General features: G+C 42.5%; 19 protein-coding genes and 1 pseudogene. 15 read left to right on the top strand and 5 right to left on the bottom strand.

Annotation, left to right across the window (positions count from 1 at the left end):
- Positions 1-279 precede the first annotated feature (279 nt).
- The 9 genes and pseudogenes from pilG to CXF62_RS09445 all read left to right on the top strand — a co-directional run bounded on the left by pilG (position 280) and on the right by CXF62_RS09445 (position 13437).
- Positions 280-657, top strand: a complete 378-nt coding sequence (gene pilG / locus CXF62_RS09485) for a twitching motility response regulator PilG (protein WP_057761576.1) — start codon at positions 280-282, stop codon at positions 655-657.
- A 179-nt stretch (positions 658-836) separates the two neighbouring features.
- Positions 837-1199 carry a response regulator gene (locus tag CXF62_RS09480; protein WP_057761573.1) on the top strand — a complete coding sequence of 121 codons (363 nt, stop codon included), beginning with the start codon at positions 837-839 and terminating at the stop codon, positions 1197-1199.
- 3 nt (positions 1200-1202) lie between these two features.
- Positions 1203-1733: a chemotaxis protein CheW gene (locus tag CXF62_RS09475; RefSeq protein ID WP_102094125.1), complete on the top strand. Its 531-nt coding sequence runs from the start codon at positions 1203-1205 to the stop codon at positions 1731-1733.
- Positions 1734-2036: 303 nt separating this feature from the next.
- Positions 2037-3323, top strand: a pseudogene (locus CXF62_RS09470) (methyl-accepting chemotaxis protein); the annotation flags it as partial.
- A gap of 184 nt (positions 3324-3507) precedes the next feature.
- Complete coding sequence (locus tag CXF62_RS09465; RefSeq protein WP_102094122.1) at positions 3508-4365, top strand: CheR family methyltransferase; 858 nt, start codon at positions 3508-3510, stop codon at positions 4363-4365.
- 30 nt (positions 4366-4395) lie between these two features.
- A complete protein-coding gene (locus tag CXF62_RS09460) occupies positions 4396-11271 on the top strand; it encodes an Hpt domain-containing protein (protein WP_102094121.1) in 6876 nt (2291 codons plus the stop codon).
- Positions 11261-12256, top strand: coding sequence for a chemotaxis protein CheB (locus CXF62_RS09455; RefSeq protein WP_102094119.1), 996 nt, complete (start codon positions 11261-11263; stop codon positions 12254-12256). Before CXF62_RS09460 ends, CXF62_RS09455 begins: the two co-directional genes overlap by 11 nt.
- A 17-nt stretch (positions 12257-12273) precedes the next feature.
- On the top strand, positions 12274-12771 hold the full coding sequence (locus CXF62_RS09450; RefSeq protein WP_102094117.1) for a hypothetical protein: 498 nt from the start codon (positions 12274-12276) through the stop codon (positions 12769-12771).
- A 138-nt stretch (positions 12772-12909) separates the two neighbouring features.
- Complete coding sequence (locus CXF62_RS09445) at positions 12910-13437, top strand: cytochrome b (RefSeq protein ID WP_102094116.1); 528 nt, start codon at positions 12910-12912, stop codon at positions 13435-13437.
- Between the two features lie 85 nt (positions 13438-13522).
- Here CXF62_RS09445 and minE read toward each other — a convergent pair whose 3' ends face one another.
- The 5 genes from minE to CXF62_RS09420 form a co-directional block, all read right to left on the bottom strand.
- A complete protein-coding gene (gene minE, locus CXF62_RS09440; RefSeq protein WP_057762631.1) occupies positions 13523-13813 on the bottom strand; it encodes a cell division topological specificity factor MinE in 291 nt (96 codons plus the stop codon).
- 2 nt (positions 13814-13815) lie between these two features.
- A complete protein-coding gene (minD, locus tag CXF62_RS09435; protein ID WP_057761560.1) occupies positions 13816-14628 on the bottom strand; it encodes a septum site-determining protein MinD in 813 nt (270 codons plus the stop codon).
- Positions 14629-14917: 289 nt separating this feature from the next.
- Positions 14918-15742 (bottom strand): septum site-determining protein MinC, encoded by an 825-nt coding sequence (gene minC, locus CXF62_RS09430; RefSeq protein WP_102094114.1) that lies wholly within the window; start codon positions 15740-15742, stop codon positions 14918-14920.
- Between the two features lie 71 nt (positions 15743-15813).
- The gene (locus tag CXF62_RS09425; protein ID WP_228153212.1) at positions 15814-16911 is read right to left on the bottom strand and encodes a hypothetical protein; all 1098 of its coding nucleotides are present in this window, start codon (positions 16909-16911) and stop codon (positions 15814-15816) included.
- Positions 16912-17301: 390 nt separating this feature from the next.
- The gene (locus CXF62_RS09420) at positions 17302-18255 is read right to left on the bottom strand and encodes an acyltransferase (RefSeq protein WP_102094111.1); all 954 of its coding nucleotides are present in this window, start codon (positions 18253-18255) and stop codon (positions 17302-17304) included.
- A 375-nt stretch (positions 18256-18630) separates the two neighbouring features.
- On the opposite strand from CXF62_RS09420, the gene CXF62_RS09415 reads away from it, so the two are divergent.
- From CXF62_RS09415 to CXF62_RS09390, 6 genes are all read left to right on the top strand, one after another.
- Positions 18631-19287: a YiaD family glycine zipper/OmpA-like lipoprotein gene (locus tag CXF62_RS09415; protein WP_102078398.1), complete on the top strand. Its 657-nt coding sequence runs from the start codon at positions 18631-18633 to the stop codon at positions 19285-19287.
- Positions 19288-19642: 355 nt separating this feature from the next.
- Positions 19643-21103: an imelysin family protein gene (locus CXF62_RS09410; RefSeq protein WP_102094109.1), complete on the top strand. Its 1461-nt coding sequence runs from the start codon at positions 19643-19645 to the stop codon at positions 21101-21103.
- Positions 21104-21388: 285 nt separating this feature from the next.
- A complete protein-coding gene (locus CXF62_RS09405) occupies positions 21389-23053 on the top strand; it encodes a di-heme oxidoreductase family protein (protein WP_228153211.1) in 1665 nt (554 codons plus the stop codon).
- A gap of 82 nt (positions 23054-23135) precedes the next feature.
- On the top strand, positions 23136-24287 hold the full coding sequence (locus tag CXF62_RS09400) for an imelysin family protein (protein WP_102094107.1): 1152 nt from the start codon (positions 23136-23138) through the stop codon (positions 24285-24287).
- Positions 24288-24290: 3 nt separating this feature from the next.
- Positions 24291-25847 carry a DUF1513 domain-containing protein gene (locus CXF62_RS09395; RefSeq protein WP_102094106.1) on the top strand — a complete coding sequence of 519 codons (1557 nt, stop codon included), beginning with the start codon at positions 24291-24293 and terminating at the stop codon, positions 25845-25847.
- A 216-nt stretch (positions 25848-26063) separates the two neighbouring features.
- The gene (locus CXF62_RS09390) at positions 26064-26597 is read left to right on the top strand and encodes a M48 family metallopeptidase (RefSeq protein ID WP_102094104.1); all 534 of its coding nucleotides are present in this window, start codon (positions 26064-26066) and stop codon (positions 26595-26597) included.
- The last annotated feature ends 91 nt before the right edge of the window (positions 26598-26688 follow it).

The raw sequence follows: 26688 nt of genomic DNA, 5'->3' as shown, positions 1-26688 counted from the left end.
TGAAGGGTAAGTTAACCTATCCAAGGCACTTAAATAACGCTAGATTTTGTAAGATTAATAATTATAAAGTGCGTATAGTACGTTATATTGATACCGCGATTAGTCAGTAGGCATCAATTGTAGAAGATTCGCTGTTATCACAAATTTCAACGCAGACAATGCAAATATAGGTACTTATATCGATCTGACAATAGATGATATAAAAGTTTAAAATAGCCAAGCAAATTTTGTATTGCTAGATAGCGTTACGAACAAATAGTCGTTTACAGGACAATGAGAATGGAAAATAATTTTGAAGGTTTAAAAGTAATGGTAATTGATGATTCAAAAACCATTCGCCGTACTGCAGAAACTTTATTACAAAAAGCGGGCTGTGAAGTAGTGACCGCTATCGATGGTTTCGATGCGTTAGCAAAGATTGTAGATAACAATCCAGATATTATTTTTGTCGACATTATGATGCCACGTCTAGATGGATATCAGACCTGTGCGCTGATAAAAAATAACCCTGATTATGCTAATAAACCGGTAATCATGTTGTCATCTAAAGATGGTCTATTTGATAAGGCACGTGGTCGTATTGTGGGTTCTGATGAGTATCTGACAAAGCCATTTAGTAAAGATGAGCTTTTTGATGCCATTAATCAGTACCGTTAATCGAATAAATATAGACTTACAGGGAGTGATTGATATTATCGCTCCAGATTATTCAATACTGAATAACTATGATTAAAGAATGGCCACCAGTCGATTTATAAGTGCTATTTTTAATCATTTTATCTGAACCATATATCAATATATCTTCACAGATATTTTAGAACTTAAAGGAACCTCCTATGACTACCGTTTTAGTCATTGACGACTCGCCATCAGAAATGGCGAAATTTCGCGATATGCTTGCCAAAAATAACTTCCAAGTGTTGGAAGCGACCAATGGTGAGCAGGGTTGCCAGATGGCAGCTGAACATTTACCAGATGTGATTTTGATGGATGTGGTAATGCCTGAAATGAATGGTTTTCAGGCCACGCGTAAGATCACCCGCGGTAAAACCACTGCTCATATCCCTGTCATCATGATCAGTACCAAAAACCAAGAAACAGATAGAGTTTGGGGCAAGCGTCAAGGCGCTAAAGAATATATGAACAAGCCAGTTGATGAAAGTGGATTGGTCAATATGATTCGCAAAGTAATGGAGTAACTTGTGGCTTCTAGAGGATTTATTGAGCTTCTACGTTTAGCAGATTTGGCACGCGCGCGCAAAAGCGGTCGCCGCGGTGGCCAAGAGTTTGATTGGCAAGGTGTGGTATTTGAAATTGGTGGGCAGCGCTTAGTTGCCCCTATGGGTCAGGTATCAGAGGTATTATCTATGCCAGAATATACTAGCCTACCTCTAGTAAAGCCATGGATGCTAGGTATTGCCAACATTCGTGGGCGACTATTACCTTTAACGGATTTGTCGCATTTTTTGCAAGTCCCTAGTCGCTTGACACAAATGAGCCAACGAAAAGTTATCGTCATTGATTATGACAATAACTTTTCAGGGCTGCTGGTTGATCAAGTACTTGGTATCGAACAGTTCACACAAGAACAGTATCGTCCAGAAGCCATCGATCCAGAGTCGCCATTTGCGCATTATAACCATGGCAAGTTTTTCAAAAATGACCAAGACTGGTATGTATTTATGCCAAGTTTGCTCGCACAGGATCCTCAGTATTCAGATGCTGCGATATAGCTATTAACTATAAAATACCTGTCTATCAAGTAACGATAGAAGAATAGCGACTGACATAATAGGGTTCGATGTCAGCATTTATACAGGCTTTGCTAATCATTGTTTAGATAACAATACGATTGTCAAAGTCAGCCACAATTAGACTTTGATGACTGTTTGAAAGGAAGACGCAAGATGAGTGATGTGATAAAAAAACCTGTAGCTGGTATGGCCAAAACATCAACAGATGGCAAAGACGCTGATAGTACTTGGAAGCTATTGTTAGGATTTTTTGTTCTATTAAGTTTGGCTTGTCTGATTTGGCTAGTTAACTCGCTATCATCGGTAAGTCAGTATTTCGATAGTTTCAATCAATCCGTTATCTTGCCAGCGGCTGTATTTGCAATCGGCGCATTAGGGATTCTGTTTGCTTTGTACCAGCTACTGAAAAACCGTGGTGGGTCAGAGCGATCGCTTATTGAAAAAGAAACCTTGCGTCGTCGTCAAGAAGCAGAAGCTGAGTCTGAACGAGCGCGTCAAATTCAAGAAGAAAACGAACGTAACCAGATCGCTATTTTACGTCTACTTGATGAGTTGGGTGATTTGGCAGAAGGTGATTTGACAGTCAATGCGACTGTATCAGAAGACTTTACAGGGGCGATTGCTGATTCAGTCAACTTTGCAATTGACCAATTACGACAGTTGGTACTGGTTATTAACAGCACTGCTGACCGAGTCTCACAGTCTTCGGATCAAACGCAGATGAATGCTGTTGAACTGGCCGAAGCTTCTGAACACCAAGCACAAGAAATTGCTGGAGTATCAGCCGCTATTAATGAGATGACTGTCTCAATTGATCAGGTTTCAAACAACGCTGCAGAATCTGCAACGGTTGCCCAGCGTTCAGTTGCTATCTCTCACAATGGAGCAGAAGTTGTACAACGCTCTATTGAGGGTATGAACGTTATTCGTGATCAGATTCAAGAAACGTCAAAACGTATTAAGCGTCTTGGTGAGTCTTCGCAAGAGATTGGTGATATCGTTGGACTAATTAACGATATTGCTGACCAGACCAACGTTTTGGCATTGAACGCCGCTATTCAGGCATCGATGGCAGGGGAAGCGGGCCGAGGCTTCGCGGTTGTTGCTGATGAGGTACAGCGTCTGGCTGAGCGTTCAGCAAACGCTACTAAACAGATTGAAACATTGGTAAAAACCATCCAGGCTGATACCAACGAAGCGGTTATGTCGATGGAATCAACAACTTCTGAAGTTGTACGCGGTGCACGCTTAGCAAAAGATGCGGGTGAAGCACTAGAAGAAGTGCAGAGCGTTTCTAACACCTTGGCTGACTTGATTCAAAACATCTCAAATGCTGCATTACAACAGGCTGAGTCTGCGGGTCATATTTCTCACACCATGAACATCATTCAAGATATTACCTCGCAAACCTCATCTGGAACGATGGCAACAGCCCGTTCTATTGGTGAGCTAAGTGAAATGGCAGCAGCACTACAGGAATCGGTAACGGGCTTTAAGGTATCGAACGACGACGAGCTAGTAGATTATGAAGTGTTGGATACGGAAGGCGCATTGAAAGAAAGCGTTTAGTGATTAGGTATTCTTTTAGAGCAAGATCGATAGCATTTGGTTTTTCTGCATATTGGACAAGGTTGCTGCTGTAAGAGTGATAAAAAGAAACCGTAATCATAGTAGATGATTTATCTAGCATAGATGGTGTTAATAAGCCAAATCATCTGCTTATACAGTTGATCTGACATTAGGTAATACTTTGATGAAAGTCGACAGTTTGGATGTGCAGCGATGGCAGAAGTACATAGAGCAGGAAACTGGATTTGTGCTGCCAGACATACAGCTACAGTGGCTGGCTAATGCAATCGACTGTACGGCGATGTCGAACGGATTGAGCGTTCAACAATTATGGTATCAACTATCGAGAAATAATGAGTTGCGTCAGCAGTTGTTAGACAAAGTGCTCATTCATGAGAGTCGCTTCTTTCGACATAGACCCTCTATCGACTTTGTTACAGAGTATGCATTACAGCATCATAAAGCAGGCAACATTGATAGTTTATTTCGTATTTGGAGTGTTGGCTGCGCAAGTGGACAAGAAGCTTGGTCACTGGCCATGAGCTTGGCCGTACAGCGATGTCAAGACTATGTCATATTAGGGACAGACATCAGTGAAGAGGCTATTAAAAGCGCACGGTTGGGGCAGTATGATAACAGGCAGCAAACTTTAATCCCGCAATCATGTCAGTCGTTTGTTCAGCCGCTGCCATCTAAAGGTAGATTAAACAGATTGAAGCCTAGCACACCAGAAGCGGCTAATAGTATCCAGGAGAATTGGCAGGTAGCCCCTGTATTGCAACCGCATGTCAATTTTTCTGTACACAATATTATTGAAAAAATACCACCCACTACGCATCTTCAGAATGTGATTATTTGCCAAAACATGCTGCTATATTTTCGTAAATTTGATCAGCGTGATATTTTGGCACGGTTATCAGAGCAATGCGCGTTAGAGGGATATATTGTATTGGCTCCAGGTGAGGCGTTGTTCTGGCGTCCTTCAAATATGCGCCGCATTGCGCACCCACAGGTTAATGTGTGGCAAAAAATTAGTGCCTAAATTAGTGCATAGACGAGTTAGGATAAACCTATGAAAAACCAGCCCAATGACATCGTGACATTTCAGTGGTTGCTACCATTATTCAATCAGCAGTTAACACAGATATCTGACGGTTGGCAATTAGGTGAATCTAGCATCGACCATGAACAGCTGATATCAAGTTATCATCAGGTTAGTGGTGCACTCATCATACTTAAACTTCCTTTACTAGCAAATGTTGCTAGCAAGTTGAGTCAACTCGTAGAATTACAAAGTTGTGATGATTTTTCTATCAAAGAGCGCCGTATAGGTCAGTTCTCTCATCGATTGTTGCAACGAGAGATCAATCAGTATGCGCGTACAGGAATCTATCATATAGAACTGATAAATAGGGCAGTTGATGAGCTGACCCAAGCTTTGTCTCAACGAGACATAGAAACTAACTTTCTTGTAAATATTAGTGATATTCAGCATGAATACATCAATGATCATGCGAATAACGAAAATATTATCAATAGTATTGAAGTGGCCGTGCCGACAGAACAAGCTACCGCTAGCTTGACAAGTGAACAGTGTCAGCAGTTGCTACTTGTATGGCGTCAGCAAGTACAAGCATTACTGATCACTAATACAAATCAGTCGTCAGCACTCAGTACCTTAGAAAAAGCTAGCCAGTATCTTAAGCAGACAACACAAGATAGTGGTTTACAAAGACTATGGTATTTAACCGAATTACTGCTAAGTGAACTGGCTCAAAATGAGACGCCACTTCCTGAGCGTTATGCACCATTATTAGGTCAGCTTGATCAAGTTATAGAATCTTATGCCCAGTCAAATGAAGTACCTTCAACTATAGTTGTAAGATTGACCACCGCAATCTATGTTGAATTGAGTTATCTAGCGCACAGTAGCAAACGTACTCAGTCTATTTTGGATAAAGTATCTCAAAGTACCACGACAGCGTCTCGTTTTTTACCGCAATTATTAACTCAGATTGATGCGCTTATTTTCAAACTGGATGAGCCAGATAGCTTGGTAGCTCCTTTACAACATATCAGAGAGCAGCTCAAAAACCGAGGCTGGACTTACTACGTGTCTCAGGTGGAATCCATCCTTGCAGATTTGAAACAGTCTCTTGTATCAGAAACGAGTTTTGCGCAAGAGCAGTGGCAAATTGAACGCAAGCTGCAAGAGCTATATAACGCTATTTATAGTACTGAGCAAACCATTTCTCTTAAGATTGGTGATGCGACCTCTTTCGCTACTATGCCTGAAGTGATAAATAGTAACGAGACAGAATTAACAAGTAAACATGACTCTATTCCTACCGATGATGGCCTACGTGAGCTTCGAATTGCAGTAGAAAAGATAAAGCAAAATTTCAACGATTATATACAACATCAAGATATAGGATTATTACCAGCGTCTACTGAGTTTACCAGTATTGGTCAAGCTTTTGACGATATGGAATTGCCAGAAATTCGTCATACTATGGATGATATCGGTAGTCTATTTACACAGTTAACCACTCGTAATATTACTACTCCGAGCTGGAATTTGGTGCAGATGTTGGCTGAGAGCTTAACGTCTATTGAGCTATTACTTGATTATCTTGCGCAGCAAGTTTTTGATCAGCAGTTGCTTAATTTAGCAAATGAACATACGGCCAGAGCAACACAGCTTCTTGATACTGATATCGAATCACCAGCAACGCTTAATGAAACTGTATTCGCTCAAGAGTCAGCTGCGACGAATGTTGTACGTTATGATGATAGTGGCGAAATTAACCCTGTTATCAATATAGACGATGCAAATGTAGTTGAACAAGATAATGTGAGTCTGTCCAATAGTACTGAAAGTGATGCACTAAAGCAGGCTCGTGAACACGTGAAGCCTGATAACTTTGAAACAGATGAAGATGTCCACGATATCTTTATCGAAGAAGTGACCGAAATTATCACTGATCTTGAAGATTTCCTTCCTATCTGGGCGCAAGACTCACAAGACCTAACACCATTGACTGAAGTGCGTAGAGGTTTTCACACTCTAAAAGGCTCAGGTCGTATGGTTGGTGCCTTTAGTATCAGCGAGATAGCATGGTCAATCGAAAACCTACTCAATCGTTTATTAGATAAAACATTGCCAGTAACAGATGATGTGGTAAATCTAGTGGTTGGTACCACAAAAATTCTACCAGCATTGGTAGCAGATTTTTCAGCCCCGCGACCACCAAGCTTTGACCCTGCGATTACTATTTTACAAAGTAGTAATCTTATGAGCCAGCAGCCGGTCAACACTGGTCTGACGCTAACTGAACTTGCTCCTAAAGAGGTTATATCAGAGGATGTAGAATTAGAAAAATCGCTACTAGAAATTGATGATACTGATAACGATTCTAATAACGATAGTACCGAGTTGGTTACTGACTCGAATAACAAGGAAGCAAATACCAACGAATATCTATCTACGTTGGATATTCCAGAAAGTCTTGTACCTTTTATTAGAGAGACTAATCAACTACCAGCCGATGCCGACGATGCAGATCCTGATATCAAAGAGATATTTATAGAAGAGGCCAATGAAGTATTGGCAGAAATTGTGCCGTTGTATGAAAGCTGGCAGAAAAATTCGACCGATCTAGAGGGCTTGAAAGATATTCGCCGTGGTTTCCATACCTTGAAAGGTTCGGGCCGCATGGTAGGCGCTAACTATACAGCTGAACTAGCATGGTCTATAGAAAACATGCTCAACCGTATTTTGGATAAGAGTGTCGCTATCTCAGCTGATATGCGTCAGTTGATTACAGATGTACTGGCAGCTTATCCTGATATGCTCATAGCATTTGAACAGGGTACTCAAGACTATCCAGCTGTTGTTCCAGTGTGGATTGCGTGTGCTGATGCGTATAGCAAACAGCAGGGGAGTGAATTTAGCTACTCTGCTTTGTTTGCACAATCAATAGATAGTTCTATAGATGAGATGGAAGAAAAGACGCCATGGTCTGATACGGCTAAGACTGGCTATGCTTATGATGACAATAGTTATGAAGCTATAGACTCTACCTTACAGACCTTTCACTCGGTCAATGAAAAAATGGCAGAGGCAGCGGTTGTTCTTACCCCTCAAACCGAAGAAGAAAAAGCATTTTGTAAGATATTTATTGATGAAGCAGAAGAGCTGCTTGATTGTATCGAACAGTTTGTCAAAGACAATAGAGAACAGCATCATATAGAAATCACAGATGAAATCGTACGCGCATTTCATACTTTGCGCGGCGCTTCGGGTTCTAGTGCTTTGGCCGCTATCAGCGAAGTCAGTGCGACCATCGAGCATAGCTTGGAGTCATTACAACAACAAGATATAGGTATGAATGCTCAGCACTTAGCAGCATTAGCCCAGTCAGCCACATTAATAGAGGGTTATCTAAACAACTATAAGCAAAATGTAGAGCAGTATGATGCATCAACAGAGGACGATGGTTCGCAGAGTCAGCATGATATAGCGTCATTGCAAGCTATGCTTGGTGAGCAATACGTGGCTAATGACACTACTGTCATGACCAATAAGAAACTGACGATAGAAGAGTTATTAGACAGTAATATTGATACGTTGCTCGATGCTGAGTGGGAACTAGATGATGCGTTGAATCATACTGAAATAGAGCATATTCAAAGTTATATAGAGCAGCAAATCTCTCAAATAGCCTCTCTCATGGAAAAGGCGCAAGCATTTCCAAAATTTGTCACGATTTTAGATGAGCTGGGTAATGCGTATCGTTATTTGAGTAATAATATCGATAAAGCTCAAAATCAAGACATTCAAGCGATATTGCATGCAGGTCATGCTCAGCTGATTGGCTTGTTCGATGCCTTAGCTGGAAGTACCTCCTTAAAAATAGATAAACAAGTCATTGATGATCTACAGAGTATTTATCAAGAAAGGGATGAGAACGAGGACGTTGGCTTCACCGTTAGAGTTGTTCCAGCAACTGAGCTACAGTTCGAAACCATTGATACTGATATCGAGCTATTAGAGATATTTTTAGAAGAAGCACAAGAGCTTGATACTGCACTAGATGAAAGCTTCAATAAATGGCGGGCCGATATCACCAATATCAATGCGCTGAAAGTTCTACAGCGTCATTTGCACACGATTAAAGGCGGTGCACGGATGGCCGGTATCCGTAGTATTGGTGATTTAACCCACGAAGCAGAAAGCGTCTATGAGTCGTTTGTAGAGAACCGAAGAGCGCCAACCGCGCAGTGGCTTGAAATCATGCAAATGGTGCAAGATACGATGTCACTACAAGTGATGCATATTGTGAGTCATAAGAAATCTTTCTTTACTCCAGAGCTAATTGAACAGTTGCATCAGCTTGAAAAAGCAAAAACGTTACCAGAGGTAGTCGATCTAGTCATACCAGTACCAAAAAATCATTTTGAACCTACAGAGCGTAGCATTGCTGCCAATGTTGTTGACAGTGATAATGAGGTATTGAGTACCCTAAGTCTGGATAGCATGATTAAACAATCATGGGCCAATGGACTTCCTGATCCTGATATATTAGCGGTATTTTTAGAAGAGGCAGAAGAGCTTACCAATCGTAATAAGTATCTACACTTGTTCTTAAAAGACACGAGTAATACCACAGCGTTGCAAGCGCTCCAACGTGACTTGCATACCATAAAGGGTGGCGCACGAATGGTCACTGCCTCTGGTATTGCTGACTTGGCGCACGAGATGGAGTCGGTTTATACAGACTTTGTCAGTAATCGACGTCCAGCCACCAAAAAAGTATTAGAGTTGCTGGTTGCAAGTCATGACTGGCTAGCTGATGCAGTATTTATTCTTCAACAACATGTTAATCCACCGACGCCTACGCTATTAATTGAGGCGTTGGAGCAATTTGGTAGAAACCCTGATAGCCTAAAAACGATACCTAAAGAGTCTCTACAAGCCCAGCGTGAAGCAATCTTGATTGCCAAAGAAAACCAAGATTCACAGTATCTTGCAAAAGATATCAGTGAAATGCCGTCTATGCTTAGAGATACTCATGAGGAAGATCAGAGCGCTAGTAGCAATGAGATGATTCGTATCTCGGGTGGTTTAATTGAGCACATGATTAATTTATCTGGTGAGTCAGCGATTAACCGTGCTCGTATCGATATGGGTATCAGTAGTCTAACAAACAGTATTGAAGAGATGGGTACGACAGTACAACGTTTGGCAGATCAGCTACGTCGTATGGAGATCGAGCTAGAAGCACAGATTCTATCTCAAATAGATGAGGAACTCATCGATAATGAAGACTTTGACCCTCTAGAGATGGATCAATACTCATCTTTGAATCAGCTGTCTAAATCTTTAACAGAGTCGGCCTCAGATTTGGTTGATATTAATCATACATTATTAGAAAAGACACGTGATAGCGAAAGCCTGCTGCTACAGTTATCTCGTACCCAGACGGAACTGCAAGACGGTTTGATGAATTCACGTATGGTGCCATTTACACGCTTGACACCACGTCTTGAACGTATCGTACGTCAAACAGCTAACGAGCTTAATAAGTCTGTTGAACTGACCATTGTTAATGCTGATGACGAGATGGATAGAGCCATCCTAGAGCGCATTACGTCACCGCTTGAGCATATGTTACGTAATGCTGTCGACCATGGTATTGAAACCACGTCAACCCGTCTGAAGTCAGGCAAAGAGCGTAGCGGTCGTATCACCCTTGAGGTCCGTCGTGAAGGTAGTGAAATCGTCATTCAATTAACAGATGATGGGCGAGGTATTGATGTTGAAGCAGTACGTAGCAAAGCCATCTCTCAGGGTCTAATTGATGCAGATGATAATAGTCTGTCAGACCTTGATATTATGCAATATATTTTCAACGCTGGATTAAGTACTAGTCAGCAAGTGACTCAGATTTCTGGACGCGGCGTTGGTATGGACGTTGTTATTAGTGAAATTCGTCAACTAGGTGGCTCAGTATCCGTCGTTTCAGAGTTGGGTAAAGGCTCTAGTTTCACAATGCGTCTACCATTGACGGTAGCCGTGTCTGACGCGTTGGTTGTTCGTGCTGCAGATCGCTACTACGCGATTCCATTGGTACAGATTGAGCGTGTGGTTCGAGTGAACCCAGAGAAGCTCTATGACTACTATCAATCAAATGATGCCACATTGAATTTTGAAGACACAGAGTATCGAGTACGCTATCTAAATGAAATTTTATCAGGTAATAAGTTAAACGAATTGGTTGTAAATACCAATACCAGCTTACCGCTTATCATTATTAAAAACCGTACTGGACAGAACATTGCTTTGCAAGTGGATCAGATTGCAGGTTCGCGCATAGAAGTTGTTGTCAAACCTTTAGGCCAACAATTATCAAATATTCCAGGAGTTTCAGCTGCTACTATCATGGGTGATGGCTCGGTTATGCTCATCTTAGATCTGATTGCTCTCATGCGTAATGCGCAATTGGTCAAGAATATTACGAAAGCCGTTGATGCTAAAAGAGGGCGCATAGAGTCCAAACCTACTATTCTAGTCGTCGATGACTCCGTGACGGTACGTAAAGTAACCTCACGCTTCTTAGAGCGTCAAGGGTTCAATGTGGCAGTCGCTAAAGATGGTATTGATGCGATCGAGATACTGCAAGATGTAACTCCAGATATGATATTGCTTGATATCGAAATGCCTCGTATGGATGGTTTCGAAGTGGCGACTCAAGTCAGGCATAGCAATCGTCTAAAGCAAATTCCAATTATTATGATAACGTCACGTACTGGCGAAAAGCATCGTGAGCGGGCCCTAGAGATTGGTGTGAATGACTATATGGGCAAACCATTCCAAGAAAAAGAGCTGCTTGATAAAATGCAAAAATTACTAGGTGAAGGGGTTAGCCTGACTAATGAAGGATAATGCACGTGTTTTAGCACTGCGAAAAAAAAATAAAGACGATATTAAAGTGATGGTGGTGGCAGAAGACCATCGCCAGCGCATGGCTTTTTCAGATACGGTACGTGGTTTCGGTTTTACGCTAGTCGGTTGCGTTTCACGAGCACAGTGGCAGGACACACACGCGCTGTCTCACGCAGCTATCGATATTTGGCTGATAGACAGTGATTATGATGACAGTGTGGCAATAGCGACGGTGGCATCCAAACCAGCAGCAGTACTGGTTGGCTTCAGTCAGGCTCCGTACCTAAACGAATCACAAGAATATGCAAAATGGCAGCGTAAGTTAAAGCGTAAATTTGCTCAACTGCTTGACTTGCCAATATTGGTAGATGCTCCAGCTTACAAGAGTGCTGATACTGACTGGCATTATGTCGTATTTTTGGGTGCTTCTATGGGTGGCCCTAGTGCGGTTAAAGAATTCTTAGATAATGTGCCAGCCACACTGCCAATTTGTATTTTATTGGCACATCATTTCAATCAGGCCATGATTGGTACGTTGCCTCGCATACTTAACCGTCATAATGACTGGCGCTGTAAGATTATCGCTTCTTCACAGCGGCTACGTGCAGGAGAGTGTCTGATAGTGCCTATTGATAAGCAGGTTGTCTGTGATTCAACGGGTCGCGTGATACTATTGGATCAAGATTGGCATGGTGAATATAAGCCTGCAATTGGGCAGCTGCTCAAAAATACCAGTGATGTTCATGGTAGCGAGCTTATTAATATTATATTCTCAGGTATGGGTAATGATGGCTCTCAGTATCTAGACTTAATCCAAGACAATAACAGTCAATTATGGGCCCAAGATCCGAGCTTGAGTGCATGTCCAAGTCAACCCCAGGCTATCATTGACTCAGGGTATTGCAATTTTGTTGGTAGCCCTACCGATTTAGCAAAAAAACTAACCGATTACATTGGTGAAAGGGCAGATAGCCATTCACATTAACTTATTGCGAGTGACGTATGACACAAATTTTAAAACATTCGTTTGAGGCTGTGAGTCTGTTGACTACCAACAACGGTATGCTTGACGTCACTATTGTTCCAGCCGTTAACCAGCCAGACTGGATTATTCCAAGTAGCCTAATTTTGAGTGTGGATGAGTTCCAGCAGCAGGTTTCTAGATACGACTGGCAACAGCAAGATTTGGCTGTATTTCATTTGCTACTGCAAGATCAAACCCCAGACAAAATGGTTGTTTTGGAAGGTAATACGATTGATCACCGTTTTGCCTTACAGACGGCAGGTGATTTGCGTCAGCTGCAAGCACGAATTTCTGAAGTCAAAGATGTAGAGACACCTGAACAGTTTAGTACTACCAATGGCGAAGATAGGGAAGAGTATTTCGATAAAAATGATGTCTCATCCTACCTATATCAAACAGTAATGATTGATGATGAAATCTACTTAGTACCAGATTTAGACAAAATTGCCTATCACCTGATTGATTCGGATAGCTAGATTCTTATCGTTATTTGAGGTATTCTCCATTCTATAAATAGTAAGCCAGTAATGTTAATGACTTCATCTCTTGAAGAGCATTAGCTGACTTATAAAATTGATTAGAGATAATTCCTGATAAAGGTAGTAGAGTCCCTCATGAATAATGCCAACTCGAATGTATCAAAGTGGTCGGTTAGTAGCCGTATTTTTCATTGGATTAGTGCAGCCTTACTGTTAGTCACATGGGTAATGATACTGCTATATGAAAATTTAGATAGTAATATGTTTATTGGGTATCATAAAGCGTTCGGCGTGAGCCTATTATTTTGGATGATTGCCCGAGTCATCAACCGCATTTTTACTAAGGCGCCACCACCGTTAGCCATGCCAAAATGGCAAATGCTCATATCTCAGCTGTCACATTTTGCTCTCTATGCCATACTGATTGCTATGCCAATGGTTGGCTTACTGATGGCAGTATATGGCGGTCGACCAGTCGATATTTTTGGTATTTTTCAGATACCTGTATTCGTGACCCCAGATAGAAGTTTGGCTCGTTTTTACAATAACTTGCATACTGAGATTATCTGGCCAATGATTATTGGTTTTACGGTCTTGCATATAGCCGCCGCGCTATACCATCAGTTTGTCAAAAAAGACAATCTCATTGCCCGTATGAAATAATCTATAATCGATAAACATCAAAAAGCCCCAAGTATCAAACTTGGGGCTTTTTTTATTCATTGTAGAAATACGTACTGTTAGAATGCTATTTCTTATGCTCAGGTAAATTGATATTCATCTCTAACACATCTAAGCTGTCTTCAGAACGATGGTTAATATTGACATCATCAATCTGCACACCGTTAACGTATTTGTTCACAACTTCTAAGATTTCACGTTTCATTTTTTCGATGCGATCAACCGTTAAGCGATTGTTCAATCTGTTTTCGCTAGCAACGATAACTTTTAAACGCTCAGTTGCTAAATTTGCGCTACCTGCGTTACTGTTGTCGTCAGTACCAAATAGGCTACTCCAAAATCCTTTTTTCTTAGTCATCATTATCCCCCAAACCAGCGCTGTAATAGACTCTTTTTCTTCACGTCAATATGACGTAGTGGACGCTCTTCACCCAAGAAACGGGCGACAATGTCTTCATAACATTGACCAGCCACAGAGTCGGTATAATGAATAACTGGTTCGCCATGGTTGGACGCTTCAAGCACAGAATGGCTCTCAGGCACAACCCCAAGTAGTGGAACTTTTAGGATATCATTTGAGATAGTATCAATATCCATCATCTCATTGGCAGCCGCACGTTCAGGATTATAACGAGTAATAATCAAATGCTCGCGAACAGTCCCTTGGTTCTCTTCTACTTTTTTCGTCTGACTTTGCAGAATACCGATGATTCTATCTGAGTCACGCACTGAAGAGATCTCAGGGTTAGTGACAATAATAGCTTCATCTGCATGATACATCGCTAGCTGTGCACCGCGCTCGATACCGGCAGGTGAGTCACAAATGATATAGTCAAACTGTTTAGAGAGTTCAGCCATTACCTCTGATACCCCTTCGTCTGTCAGTGCGTCTTTATCGCGTGTCTGACTGGCGGGCAGGATATACAGGTTTTCAAGCTGTTTGTCTTTGACAAGTGCTTGCGACAAACGCGCGTTTCCAGTGATGACATCAACGAAGTCATAAACAATTCTGTTTTCGCAACCCATGATTAAGTCTAGATTACGTAGACCTACATCAAAGTCGATAACAACTGTTTTATAGCCACGTAACGCCAAACCAGCGGCAAAAGAAGCACTTGTCGTGGTTTTACCCACACCGCCTTTACCTGAAGTGATTACAACTATCTTCGCCACAATGGCACACTCCTATGAATCAATGGGATATCTTTTATATAAATAGCAAAATTACATGTTATTCACCTAACATATATACACTATCTTCGAAGCTAGCCTAGCATAAATAAACAAAAATTTATAGCAGCTCGATACTAAAGCAGAAAAACAACCTATGTATCGCTAAATTAGCCTCTCTGCGTAATATTAGTAGGGTTATAACTATGGTTTTTGGCTTGTCGAATAGAGCAGCTTAACTACCTTAGTTTTCTATAAAGTCACTTCACGGTGTATTATTTTTAATGGCGTCTTAAGCTTCATCCATTACGGTAAATACTAAGCCTTCGCCTTCTACAAATTTTACTTGCACCGACTTGTCGATGACATGCTCAGGTAAGTTGTCTCGTAAGCAATAGGTTCCTGCTACTGATACCAATGACGGATTAAAGACTTGGCAGAATATACGGGCATCTTTATCCCCTGTTGCGCCTGCCACCAAACGCCCTTGTGCACGGCCATATACATGCAAGCTATTGTCAGTAATCGCTTCAGCACCACTATTGATACTACTGGTCAAAATCAAGTCGCCACCAACGTGATTGAGGCTTTGTCCTGAACGCAGCATTTGATCATAGATTAAGCTAGTAATATGCTGGGTACTTACCAATGTTTCGGTGGGCATATTAGATAGTGTCGTTTCAGTAGCAGGTTCGCTCGTGGTAGAAGTATCATCGACGCTATTAGCATTAACTGCTTCGGCGTTGTTGTTCTCTACTGCCTTTTGAGTAGGGATGGGCGCTTTTTTACTTGGTAATATACGCTCAATACGCTTACCATCTGCTGGGAATATCGCTAAGCGCTGCTCACGTGCTTGCGCATCAAGCATACCTGTCACCACGCCAATAGGCTGCAATCCCCATGCCCATAACAGCTCTACCAATGCTGATAAATCCTGCTCAACGTCACTATCAATAAGGATAGGGATATTGCTCGATTTATTACTGAGCGTTTCAGTTAGCTGAGCTTCTATAGCTGCTAGATCGCTTGTACTAAACTGTACGCGTGAAAACGTCAGCATCTTGCCATAGAAAGCTAGCGCTGGTGCAGTCTGGTTATCGTTAGCTGAAACTGTCATATACAAACCCTTAAAAATAATTCTGTCACGGTATTATGTCTCTTATTACGTCATGCTATTAGATAGCTAAACTATAGATTTAGCATATCTTGGTGCTTCCATTGCTGCACTTTTACTTGCGCTTCAAACGCAGTCAAACTGTCATCAATGATACTAGAAATTAAGGTATCTAGCGCTGTATTATTGGTATCTATTTGCGCAATACCGCTAGCAATTTCCATCATTAATATATCCAAGCGCTTAGGGTCTAAAAGTCGCTTGTTTAATGCATTTACGACGTTCTCACCGATATTGTGCCCGACGTGATGTAGCTGTGATTCAATAAGGCTGCCCGCGATCGGTATCATGCGTAGATAGCGGCGCAACTCAGGTGTGTTGGCCAATCCTTCTTCAATAGCATTACCCATTTCGCTCGCCAATATACTGCCGCCACCTGATGAGGCAGTCAGTTCCTGCAGCTTTGGTGCAAGCTCTGTACGCAGCATAGACAATACAGCCGCTTCAATCTCATTTCGATTTTTTGCAATCGTCGACTCGATGAATGATTTATGCGTGTCTGAACTGGTTAGTTCTTGTCGAAAGTTCTGTATCGCTGTCAAAATAACGCGATCGGAGAGTTCTTCTAACAGTAGGTCAATGTAGAACTTGATTCGATTGATCCACGCCTGCGGCAGTACTTGATAGCCAAGCTGATATAGACGTCGTCCAATAACGACCGCTCGCAGCAGTCGCAAAGCACGTAGCTGCGGAAAACAGCCTAATACTTCGTACCAATGAACGAATGGGAAAAAGAACCAGCGATAATAGACTTTTTGTTTGATGGCAATCGCCCAACGCAATAGCAACTCAACGACCAAAAAGATAGTAAAAAATCCTCCAGCAGTGCGTAGAGGATCATGTAGGGTTGTTTGATACCAATTGAGCGCTTCACTGATGGTTAGCCATTCTGCAGCATTACTACTAAAATTGCTCATCAAAATAGCGTCGATACTGATCAATAGCAGATCAATACTGATGGCAATAATCATGACAATATCGTAAGTGAGCTTAAAGCGACTCGGCTTTGGATGGTTCGGTTTTGGTGGCTCATCACTTATTGGATAAGGAGGCTGACTCAAAACAGATTCGGTAGCTAACGGCGAGCTAGTAGTAGAGGTGGGCACAGTCATACCTTATAAGTAATAAATGGCACAAAAAATGGGTCAGAAATCGATATTTACTACCATTTACTATTGAAGTAAACATCGAAAATCTATGCGTTCATGATTAGTCACATTATCAATGAATAAGGCTAAAAAACAACCCATCTTTGATTAAAATTTACTTATGATGCATGGCTGTTTTAACAGCAAACATCATAAGTAAGATATGACTATTGTGACATTTGTACCCGCAACTTTATTGCCCTATAACTTTTTATCTCGTGCTCGATACTTATTACATTAACGTTTATTACATCGATATTTACTACTTAGTACGCTTGCATAGACTGTGCTTGGTATTTGATAAGGTCTAACGGTCAGCCAGTTTAATATTGCTGAGCATTCTCATTAGGCATTTTACGTTTTAGGATTGGTTTCAAAATCTGCCAACATAGTGCTGATGCGTTCATCTTTTTGACGCCACACCTGTTCAACCCAGTCGAACATTTGAGCTTTTGTGTCTTCATCATTTTCGTAGCCACCTTGCTTGATACTTTCGAACAACGTATCCGGTATGTCAATGTAGCGCAAGTCAACACCCAAGCGTTTAATATTGCCTTTCCAAAGATCCCCATAGCTTGGCACACCATCAGGGTATACGATTGTCATGTCTAGTATGCCATCGATATCTTCACCTAATGCGCTGATAGCCAATGACAATCCGCCTGCACGAGGTTTCAATAAGTGCTTATAAGGCGATTTTTGCTGAGCTTGTTTGGCTTTGGTGAAACGAGTACCTTCCAAATAATTTAATAAGGTAAACGGTTTGTCTTTTAGTAGGGCGCAGGCACGTTTGGCTTCTTCGATGTCCTTGCCTTTTAACGCAGGATTTTTGGCGATGGCTTCTTTTGAGTGTCGGCGCATCATTGGAAAGTCTAAAAAGTAAAAAGCTTGACCAACGATAGGAATGTAAATCAGCTCAAACTTGGTAAAAAATCGCGTAAGTGGCAAACGTTTTTCGCCAATATACTGCACGATGCTAGTATCGACCCATGATTGGTGGTTGCTCACCAGTAGGTATTTACCATTGGTATGAATATCGTCCGGTAGGTTGATACGCCAATCTTTACGAGGCAACATGTTATCGATCAAGGCACTGTTGCTACTGATCCAGTGAGTAGCAATTTTGATGACGGCTTTGTCTGCAATAGAGGCACCAGTAATGACTTTACCGACGCCCATTAGCCATAAAGGAATACTACCACCGAAGCTATTGGCGGCGATGACACCAGTAGCTGTTGCAAGCGACACAGCTTTGCCCAATTTAGGCGAACGTTTATGCATTTTTCGAATGGTAGATGTCAATCGCATGCTCAATCCTTTTCAGTCTATCTGATTAATAATAAGCAGTATGTCGCTGAATCTGTCCTAGTCAAGTCAGGAATATCATGAACGTAAAGCTTTAAATCATGACTATTCAAAGCCGACAAATTCAGCGATATAATTTTAGCAGAAACATGTTGTAGTGTACGGTTGTAAACGTGACTAGTGGTAGCAAGGCGCGAAAATTTGACCTATAAAATCATTGAAATATAACCTGCACTTCTCATACATAGGTATGACAAAATATTACACAGAGATAGGTTGTAGTTGCCATAATAATGGGGAATGTAGATAAGTACTTAAAAAAGATTAATGGACAATCTTTATAAAAAGCACGATTTTTTAAACTTAAGAGGAAATATTATGCGTAATACTTTAATGATTGCAGCAGTAGCATCAGGTCTAGCACTTAGTGGTTGTACAACAGATCCAAACACTGGACAACAGCGTCTAAACAAAGCTGCTCTGGGTGGTCTAGTTGGTGCAGCAGGTGGTGCAACTATTTCAAAAGCAACAGGCGGCGACAAAACTGGTCGTGATGCAGCTATCGGCGCAGCACTAGGTGCAGGCGTTGGTTACTACATGGAGCGTCAAGCTCGTCAGCTTGAGCAGCAAATGGCTGGTACAGGCGTAACTGTTGAGCAAAATCCAACCACTGGTAACATTGATTTGGTTATGCCAGGTAGCATCACGTTCTCATTTGATGATGCAACCCTTAGCTCATCATTCAAGCCAACGCTTGATAAGCTTGCTTCAACGATGAACCAGTACAACCAAAACACAATTACTATCGCTGGCCACACTGATAGCAAAGGTTCAGCATCTTACAACATGGGTCTGTCACGTGATCGTGCTTACTCAGTTGCTAACTACTTAACAGCTCGCGGTGTTGCTTCAAACCGTGTAAATGTTGTTGCTTATGGCGAGTCACGTCCAGTTGCTACTAACAACACTGAATCTGGTCGTCAGCAAAACCGCCGTGTTGAGTTAACAGTTAACGCGCCACAGAGCGTAAACTAATCAATAGCTATAACTAATAAATAGCTATATAGCTATTAAGTATGTGCTAGATATTTGAGCACATATATTTCAAAAAGAGTCAGCGATATGCTGGCTCTTTTTTTATGTTTTCAGTCTGAATAAAACATTGAGTATTGATAGATAAAGTTAATATTAAATTAAATATTGATAATGATTATCAATAACACTATAATTTGTCAGTGTTTGCTACTTATGCAATATTAAACGTCTTATCGTGCGCACTGAGAGTCAATGTGCATGGCTAAGATAGCCTGCTGTAACATGGCTTGATTATCAAAATAATTGAGGCTACTTAACTAAAACGAATTTTTTGCTATATTTCTTGAGGATATGTATGACGATTACCACAGTAACGAGCCGTAAGCTTTTACCAACTACTTTAGCTGTTGCACTTGCAGGATTGTTAATGGTGTCGGGCTGTACAAAGCAAGCCGATGAAGACACCAATGCTGCGACAGAAACGCAAACAGAAGTAGCAAACACAGAGACAGCTGATAATTCAGAGATGACTGCTGCCGAAAAAGCACATATTGATAGATTGATTATCAGTTATGCAAATATGGCACACGCCGCTTATAAAGATTCGTTGGACACGGCCAAAGCGCTACAAACTGCGGTAGAAACTTACGTGGCCACTCCAACACAAGAGAACCTTGATGCTGCAAAGGCTGCCTATAAAGCAGCACGCCAACCATATTCACAAACTGAGATTTTCCGTTTTGATGAAGGCTTTGTGACTGCCAATGATAAACGTGCTATCAACAGCATTGATAGCTGGGAAGGGCAGATCAATGCTTGGCCACTTGATGAAGCGCTGATTGATTATGTTGGTGACGACTATGAAGGCGAATATAACAGCCAAGAGAATATCATCAATAGCGACAGCATTACTGTCGGTAGTATCAAGCAAGATACCAGTACGATTACGCCTGAGCTACTCGCAGAAATGAATGAAATCGGTGGTAGTGAAGCCAACGTAACGACTGGCTATCATGCGATTGAGTTTATGCTGTGGGGTCAAGACAACAATGGCGTAAAAGAAGGTGCAGGTAATCGCCCAGTCACTGACTATGCGACTGAAGCCGGACAGTGTACTAGTGGTGAGACCGTCAATGAAGATGCCAGTATCTGTGAGCGCCGTGGTGAATTCTTAACTGCTGCAACTCAACTATTGGTTGATGATTTGACCGCGATGGAAGCCCAGTGGCAGCCTGACACTGAAAATACTTTGCGTAGCGATTTGATAACGCGCAAATATGACAATGGTCTGCGCCAAATTATGTATCAAATGGGTAGCCTAGCATTAGGTGAGCTTGCGTCTGAGCGTATGCAGGTCGCTTTTGTTACTGGATCTACTGAAGATGAGCACGAATGCTTTAGTGACTTGACTCATTTAAGCTATGCCAATAATGCGCGCGGTATCCAAAACGTCTTTAATGGTAGCTATACAACAGTCGCTGGTAAGACAGTGGGCGGCTACGGTATCAAAGACTATCTGACGGATAACGGACATACAGAAGCCGCTGACAAGTTGGCTGCTGAGTTCAACAAAGTAGAAGGCGCGTTCAACGTTATCGTTGAAAAAGGCGAAAAAGACGGCATCAAGATTGACCAGATGATTGCAACTGTCGGTCAAGCCGGCCAAGAAGGTATCTCTGCTGAAGAACAAAACGTCCGTCGCGGATGGGTTGAAGCGGGTATCACTAGCTTACAAGAGCTGACCGCCAGTATCGAAAATGCTGCAAAAGCAGTTGGAATCGATAATCTAGACGCAGATGCAGGGTCACAGTTTTAAGAAAAACTTAAGCTAGCGGCTCTTATTTAAAAGCCTTTCATTGGCTTTGCGACGTTTTATTAGTCGTTATAGGTCAGTAACCGCTGTTTATTAGATACTTAGATTAGATATAATACGTGCGTTGTCAGCCACCGTTGGCAACGCATTTTTACGAGCATTAAATAAGCCAATTGGCCGGTGTACCATTTCATTATATGTCGATAAGCAATGATTGTGACGACATATAATGAGATGGTATGACAAAATTTTAATGGTTCTACTCTAGCGCTAAGGCACTGAATTTCTATGAACGCCAATTATGTTAACCCTTCTGACTCTCCTCTTGCTACTCAAATCCTACGACATATACCCTCTAAGCTTATGCTAATTATCGCCAGTGCAATGGCCATTAGTGCGTGTCAACCATCTGACAGCGTTTCTGATGATACTTCTAGTGATGCTTCAGAGCAGACCTCAAGTAATGACAGCGGCAGTGAAAAAAACCAATCGCTGTCGTCCGAACACGCCAAAAATATAGAAACATTGGCAGGCGTGCCAATGCAGCAACTGGTGAGCTTTGACCCTCAAGAAATCAAGCAGGGCGGCGACTCTGGTATTAGTATTAGCAGTGCTGAAAGCTACTCAAAGCCTTCATCAAACCTAGCTGCTTCTCGAAAAGGGTCGTTCTTTATTGGTAACGCGTTTTTCAAACAGCCATGGGTCGTTGCACCTGCTAGTACTGATAGTCGTGATGGGCTGGGCGCATTATTCAATGTGGCCGCTTGCCAGTCCTGTCATGTCAAAGATGGGCGAGGTCATGCACCGATGACTGCCGATGACGATGCTGATAGTTTATTGATTCGTCTGTCTATGCCAGCGACGACTGATGAGCAACGCCAGCAGCTAAAGGATTCGCTAGTTGAAAAGGTGGCTCATCCTATGTATGGTGGGCAACTACAAGATCGTGGCATTCAGGGCGTGCCTGCTGAAGCAAGAATCGCAGTGCAGTGGAGAGACAAACCAGTTACCTTTGCTGACGGATATGTCGAGACGCTGCGTGCACCAACGTTTAATTTGACCAAACCTGGTTATGGTGCTTTTGACGATGACATGATGGTATCACCGCGTGTGGCGCTACCGATGATTGGGCTTGGGCTACTAGAGCAAATACCTGACGATGACATTAAAAAACAAGCCAGCGACAGTAGTAATGGTGATATCAGTGGTAAATTTAACTGGGTGACGGATCCACAGACGGGCAAGCGTGCGCTTGGACGATTTGGGTGGAAAGCGGGTCAAACCAAGCTGATTACTCAGAACCAAAGTGCCTTTAACGAAGACATGGGTCTGACGTCGAACATCCGTCCTAACGAATCCTGTATGCCAACGCAGACCGCTTGCCTAAATGCAGCGACAGGTGCTGATGAACAGGGCAATGGTAAATCACCTGTTGAAGTAAACGATGAGGTCGCGAAATTTGTAGAATTTTATACTCGCAATCTAGCAGTGCCGCATCGCCGTAATGCAGATGATAAGCTTGTGCTGGCTGGCAAAAAGCGTTTTTATGACATGGGTTGTCAAAGTTGTCATACGCCAAGATATCAGTTGCCAAAAACCGACGATGATCATCTTGAGCAGCATGGACAAGTGATTTATCCTTACACAGATTTGCTATTGCATGATATGGGCAATGATCTCGCTGATCGTACGATTGCCGGTAAGCTACCACCGAAAAGTGCCCAAGTTGAGTTTTTAGCCAACTCTTATGAATGGCGTACGCCAGCACTTTGGGGCGTAGGGCTTGCGCAGACAGTTGATCCTCAAGCGACGTTTTTGCATGATGGCCGTGCCCGTACATTGATGGAAGCTGTTTTGTGGCATGGCGGAGAAGCCGAAAAGCAAAAGCAACAAGTATTGAAATTAGATAAACAAGGTCGCGCAGAGCTTAATGCGTTCCTAAAGTCGCTATAATAAAATCATTGTAATAAAGTCGCTATTATAAGACCAGTATAAAACGCTATAAATTACTATCTACAACATTACCGAGAAACCTATGAAAATAAACCACGCTTTGGCAATGGCGCTATCTGCATTGAGTGCTGGACTGCTGATCAGTTGTGTCAAACCTGCCGATGACAACAAAACTGCAGATGTAGACAGCCAAAAAGTTGTGCAAGACAGTGCAGCTACTGACAGCTCAGTAGAAAACAGCAAAGAAAGTACTGAGCAAATCGTTGCAGTAGATATCAGCCCTGAGACTGCAAAAACGTATTTGACGCATGTGGCAGACGATATCGTGATTCCTGCGTATGCTGATGCAGCTAAGCAAAGCGATCTGTTGAACGAATTGGCGCAGAAACATTGTACCCAAGCGCCAGTAAGTGGCGATGAGCTACAAGCATTACGTGCGCAGTGGCTAGTATTGGCACAAGCGTGGTCAAGTGCTGAGATGGTCAACTTTGGTCCTGCGACTGCTAGCATGAGCAATCTATATATAAACTACTATCCTGACGAGCGCGGACTCGTACACAGTGGCGTGGCTGATTTGATTGCTGCCAATCCAAAACTAACGCCAGAGCAGCTTGCTGGCGAGAGCGCTATCGTACAAGGCGTGCCAGGGTTAGAAGAAGCTTTGTTTGCCAATGACAGTTTAGACGCTGGTCAGTGTGCTTATGTGATTAGCGCTAGTAGTGCGTTGAGCACGCGTCTAAAAGACATCGAGAAAAACTGGCAGCAAAACGCGACTGATTTATTGGCGATAGACAAAGCAGCAGAAAGCGATAGAGGCTTAAATCAGTGGATTAACTCTCTACTATCATTGATTGAGACCATGAAGTCTAATGCCATTGATCAGCCACTAGGTCTGACAGGTAAAGCAAAAGGTCATCTGCCTGCTGCTACTGCTGGTCAGAGCCGCGCTATTATCAATGCTAAGTTAGATACTATCAATAAAGCCATGACTGACCCAGTACTGACGGCTATTCTTGGCAGCAATGATGAAAACAAAGTTTCGGATAATTTATCGACTGCATTGGCTGATACAACCGCATTATTAGCACAAATGCCAGAAGATTTATCAGAGGCTAGTAAGGACGACCAACAAGCGTTATACGATCATCTGACTGATGTCACTCGTCTGATTAAGCGCCAGTTAATCCCAGCACTTGGTATCCGTGTGGGGTTTAATAGCACTGATGGCGATTAGACAATGTCTACTATCGAAGCGGGTACAGCAGTGTCAGCAGTCCAGACTCATGACCAGATGAACAGGTCTAATCGGTCTGGGAGAACTTCGTCAGCTCATGAGCTTTTGACGACTTCAGTGCTGACAGCAGTTAGTACGGCAGCATTAGTTGGTATTCACCATCGTTATCGTAAGCAGCAGCATCCAGATGCCAGTCTACAAGATTATGTAGATGGTATTCGTACGCAGTTGCAGGTATTACGAGCTGGTCCTGATTCAACGCCGAAGCTTTCGCGCTTACGTTATGCTTGTGAGCAAGCAGTGGTAACCTGGAAGCAGGCTTATCATGCTGTAGGTGATGATAAAAGTAACACGCCTGACTTTGCTGTCATGCATACGACAACGATGCTAGCGCGACCAGTCAGCTGGGTCAGTGGCGTCGCATCTATGCCAAAAGATCAGGCTGCATCAGGCCAGAGTGAGCACGACTTTGGCGTGGTAGGTATTGATGCTGACAGACAAATCGTTTGGCAGACAACTATGCCTGAGCGTGTCCACGACATCGTTGTTCAGCCTGTATCTGTCAATGTATCTGAAGTTCAGTATAGCAATGTTGAAAAAAGACGTGATGTCGTCGTCATGGGTCGCCGTCCAAGCGAAAAATTCTGGGTGCTTAATACATCAAATGGGCAAGTACAACATGCGATTACAGCTGATGTAAACCGTCACTTTTATGGTCATGCTTGCTACAGTTTAGATGGCAGCTTGCTCTATGTAACCGAGAACGACACAGTGAGTTTGGCAGGTAAAATTGGTATCTATGATGCCAATGATGCTTATCAAAAAGTAGCAGAATTTGACTCATATGGTATAGGCCCGCATGAGCTGATTATGCATCCTGATAGCGAAACGCTCGTCATTGCAAACGGTGGTATCAAAACCGAGCAGGCCTCACGCGAAGAGCTAAATCTAGATACCATGCGACCCTCACTGGTTTATCTGAATCGTCATGATGGCACCCTGCTTGAGCAAGTGACTCCCGAACACAATCAGATGAGTGTGCGCCACTTAGCCATGCACAATGACGGCACTGTCATGATCGGTATTCAGTTCCAAGGTGAAAAACATATCAATGTCCCATTGGTATTGACCCATAAACGTGGTGATGCCAGCTTGACCCCACTGACCATGCCAAACAATCAATGGCAACGTTTTCACCAATATATCGCTAGCGTGGCAGTGGATAGTGAGCGTAACCTACTTTGCGTGACTACACCGATAGGTGGCTGTGCGGCGATTTATGATTTGCGTACTCGCAAACTGATTGATGATATAAGTCTGCCAGATTGTGCAGGGGCTTCGGTGTTAGCTAATTCTAGTGCTTCAATGAGTAAAATTGATAAACATGCCGAGCCGACAGGTTTTATCGTTAGTGATGGTCAAGGTCAGTTAACAGCGTTAAGGGTAAATGTTTTGCCTGAAGTAAAGTTGGACGTAAACGACGTTGAAACTCATGAGCGGATTATCAAAGACAGTCAACTGCATATGATGTCGTTTGACAACCATTTGCAAGCACTGTGACCCATGATGTTCAACAAGAGCGACAGACGAACAGGCATGGTGATTAATAATGACTATCACTAGAATGACAGTAATAGTCAGCCAAGGAGGTAGAGCATTAGCTTAGACACCAATTTAGATACTGTCAGACATCAGCTTGCACAAGCAGGCATCGAGCTACATATCAGTCAAAAGCGTGTTAAAAATATCAATTTTCGCTTAAAGCCCCATACGTTGATGGTATCTGCACCGATGCATGTCAGCGCATCACAAATGTTGCATGCTGTTGCTAAGCGGGTGCCTTGGGCTATTGCAAATCACCCGCAAGTATTAGAGCAATACAAACGTAGACAGAATACGTCGTCAAACTTTTCAACTGCTAATAATTCAGTTTTATTATGGGGTGCAGCGCAATCATTTACGCTCAGTCCCGATCAAAAAATCACCTACTATCGGCAACAACTCTCCGAAGTCGCACCTGCACTATTTGAAAAGTGGCAGCCAATCGTTGGCACTTATGCCAATGAAGTAAGATTAAAAAAAATGCACACGCGTTGGGGCAGCTGCAACACGCGCGCAAAACGAATTTGGCTATCAGTCTATCTTCCTGCCTATCCTATTGAATGCACCGAATACGTAATTGTTCATGAGCTGTGCCACTTGCATCATGCCAACCATAGCCGAGCGTTTTGGCAAACGGTTGCAACAGCGATGCCAGATTATTTGCAATGGCATAATACCCTAGCGGGCAAGACAGGGCAGCTGGACTAAACCTATCATCTAAGTATCTAACTATCTAAATAGCCCTAATAAATATCTCGATATCATCTGCGTAACATTCATTATGCTGAGCAACAAGTCC

The organism is Psychrobacter sp. MES7-P7E, from assembly GCF_002863645.1.
In the GTDB taxonomy this organism is placed as follows: Bacteria; Pseudomonadota; Gammaproteobacteria; order Pseudomonadales; family Moraxellaceae; genus Psychrobacter.
Note: the sequence above shows the minus strand (reverse complement) of the source record. Positions and strands in the feature narration are given on the sequence as shown.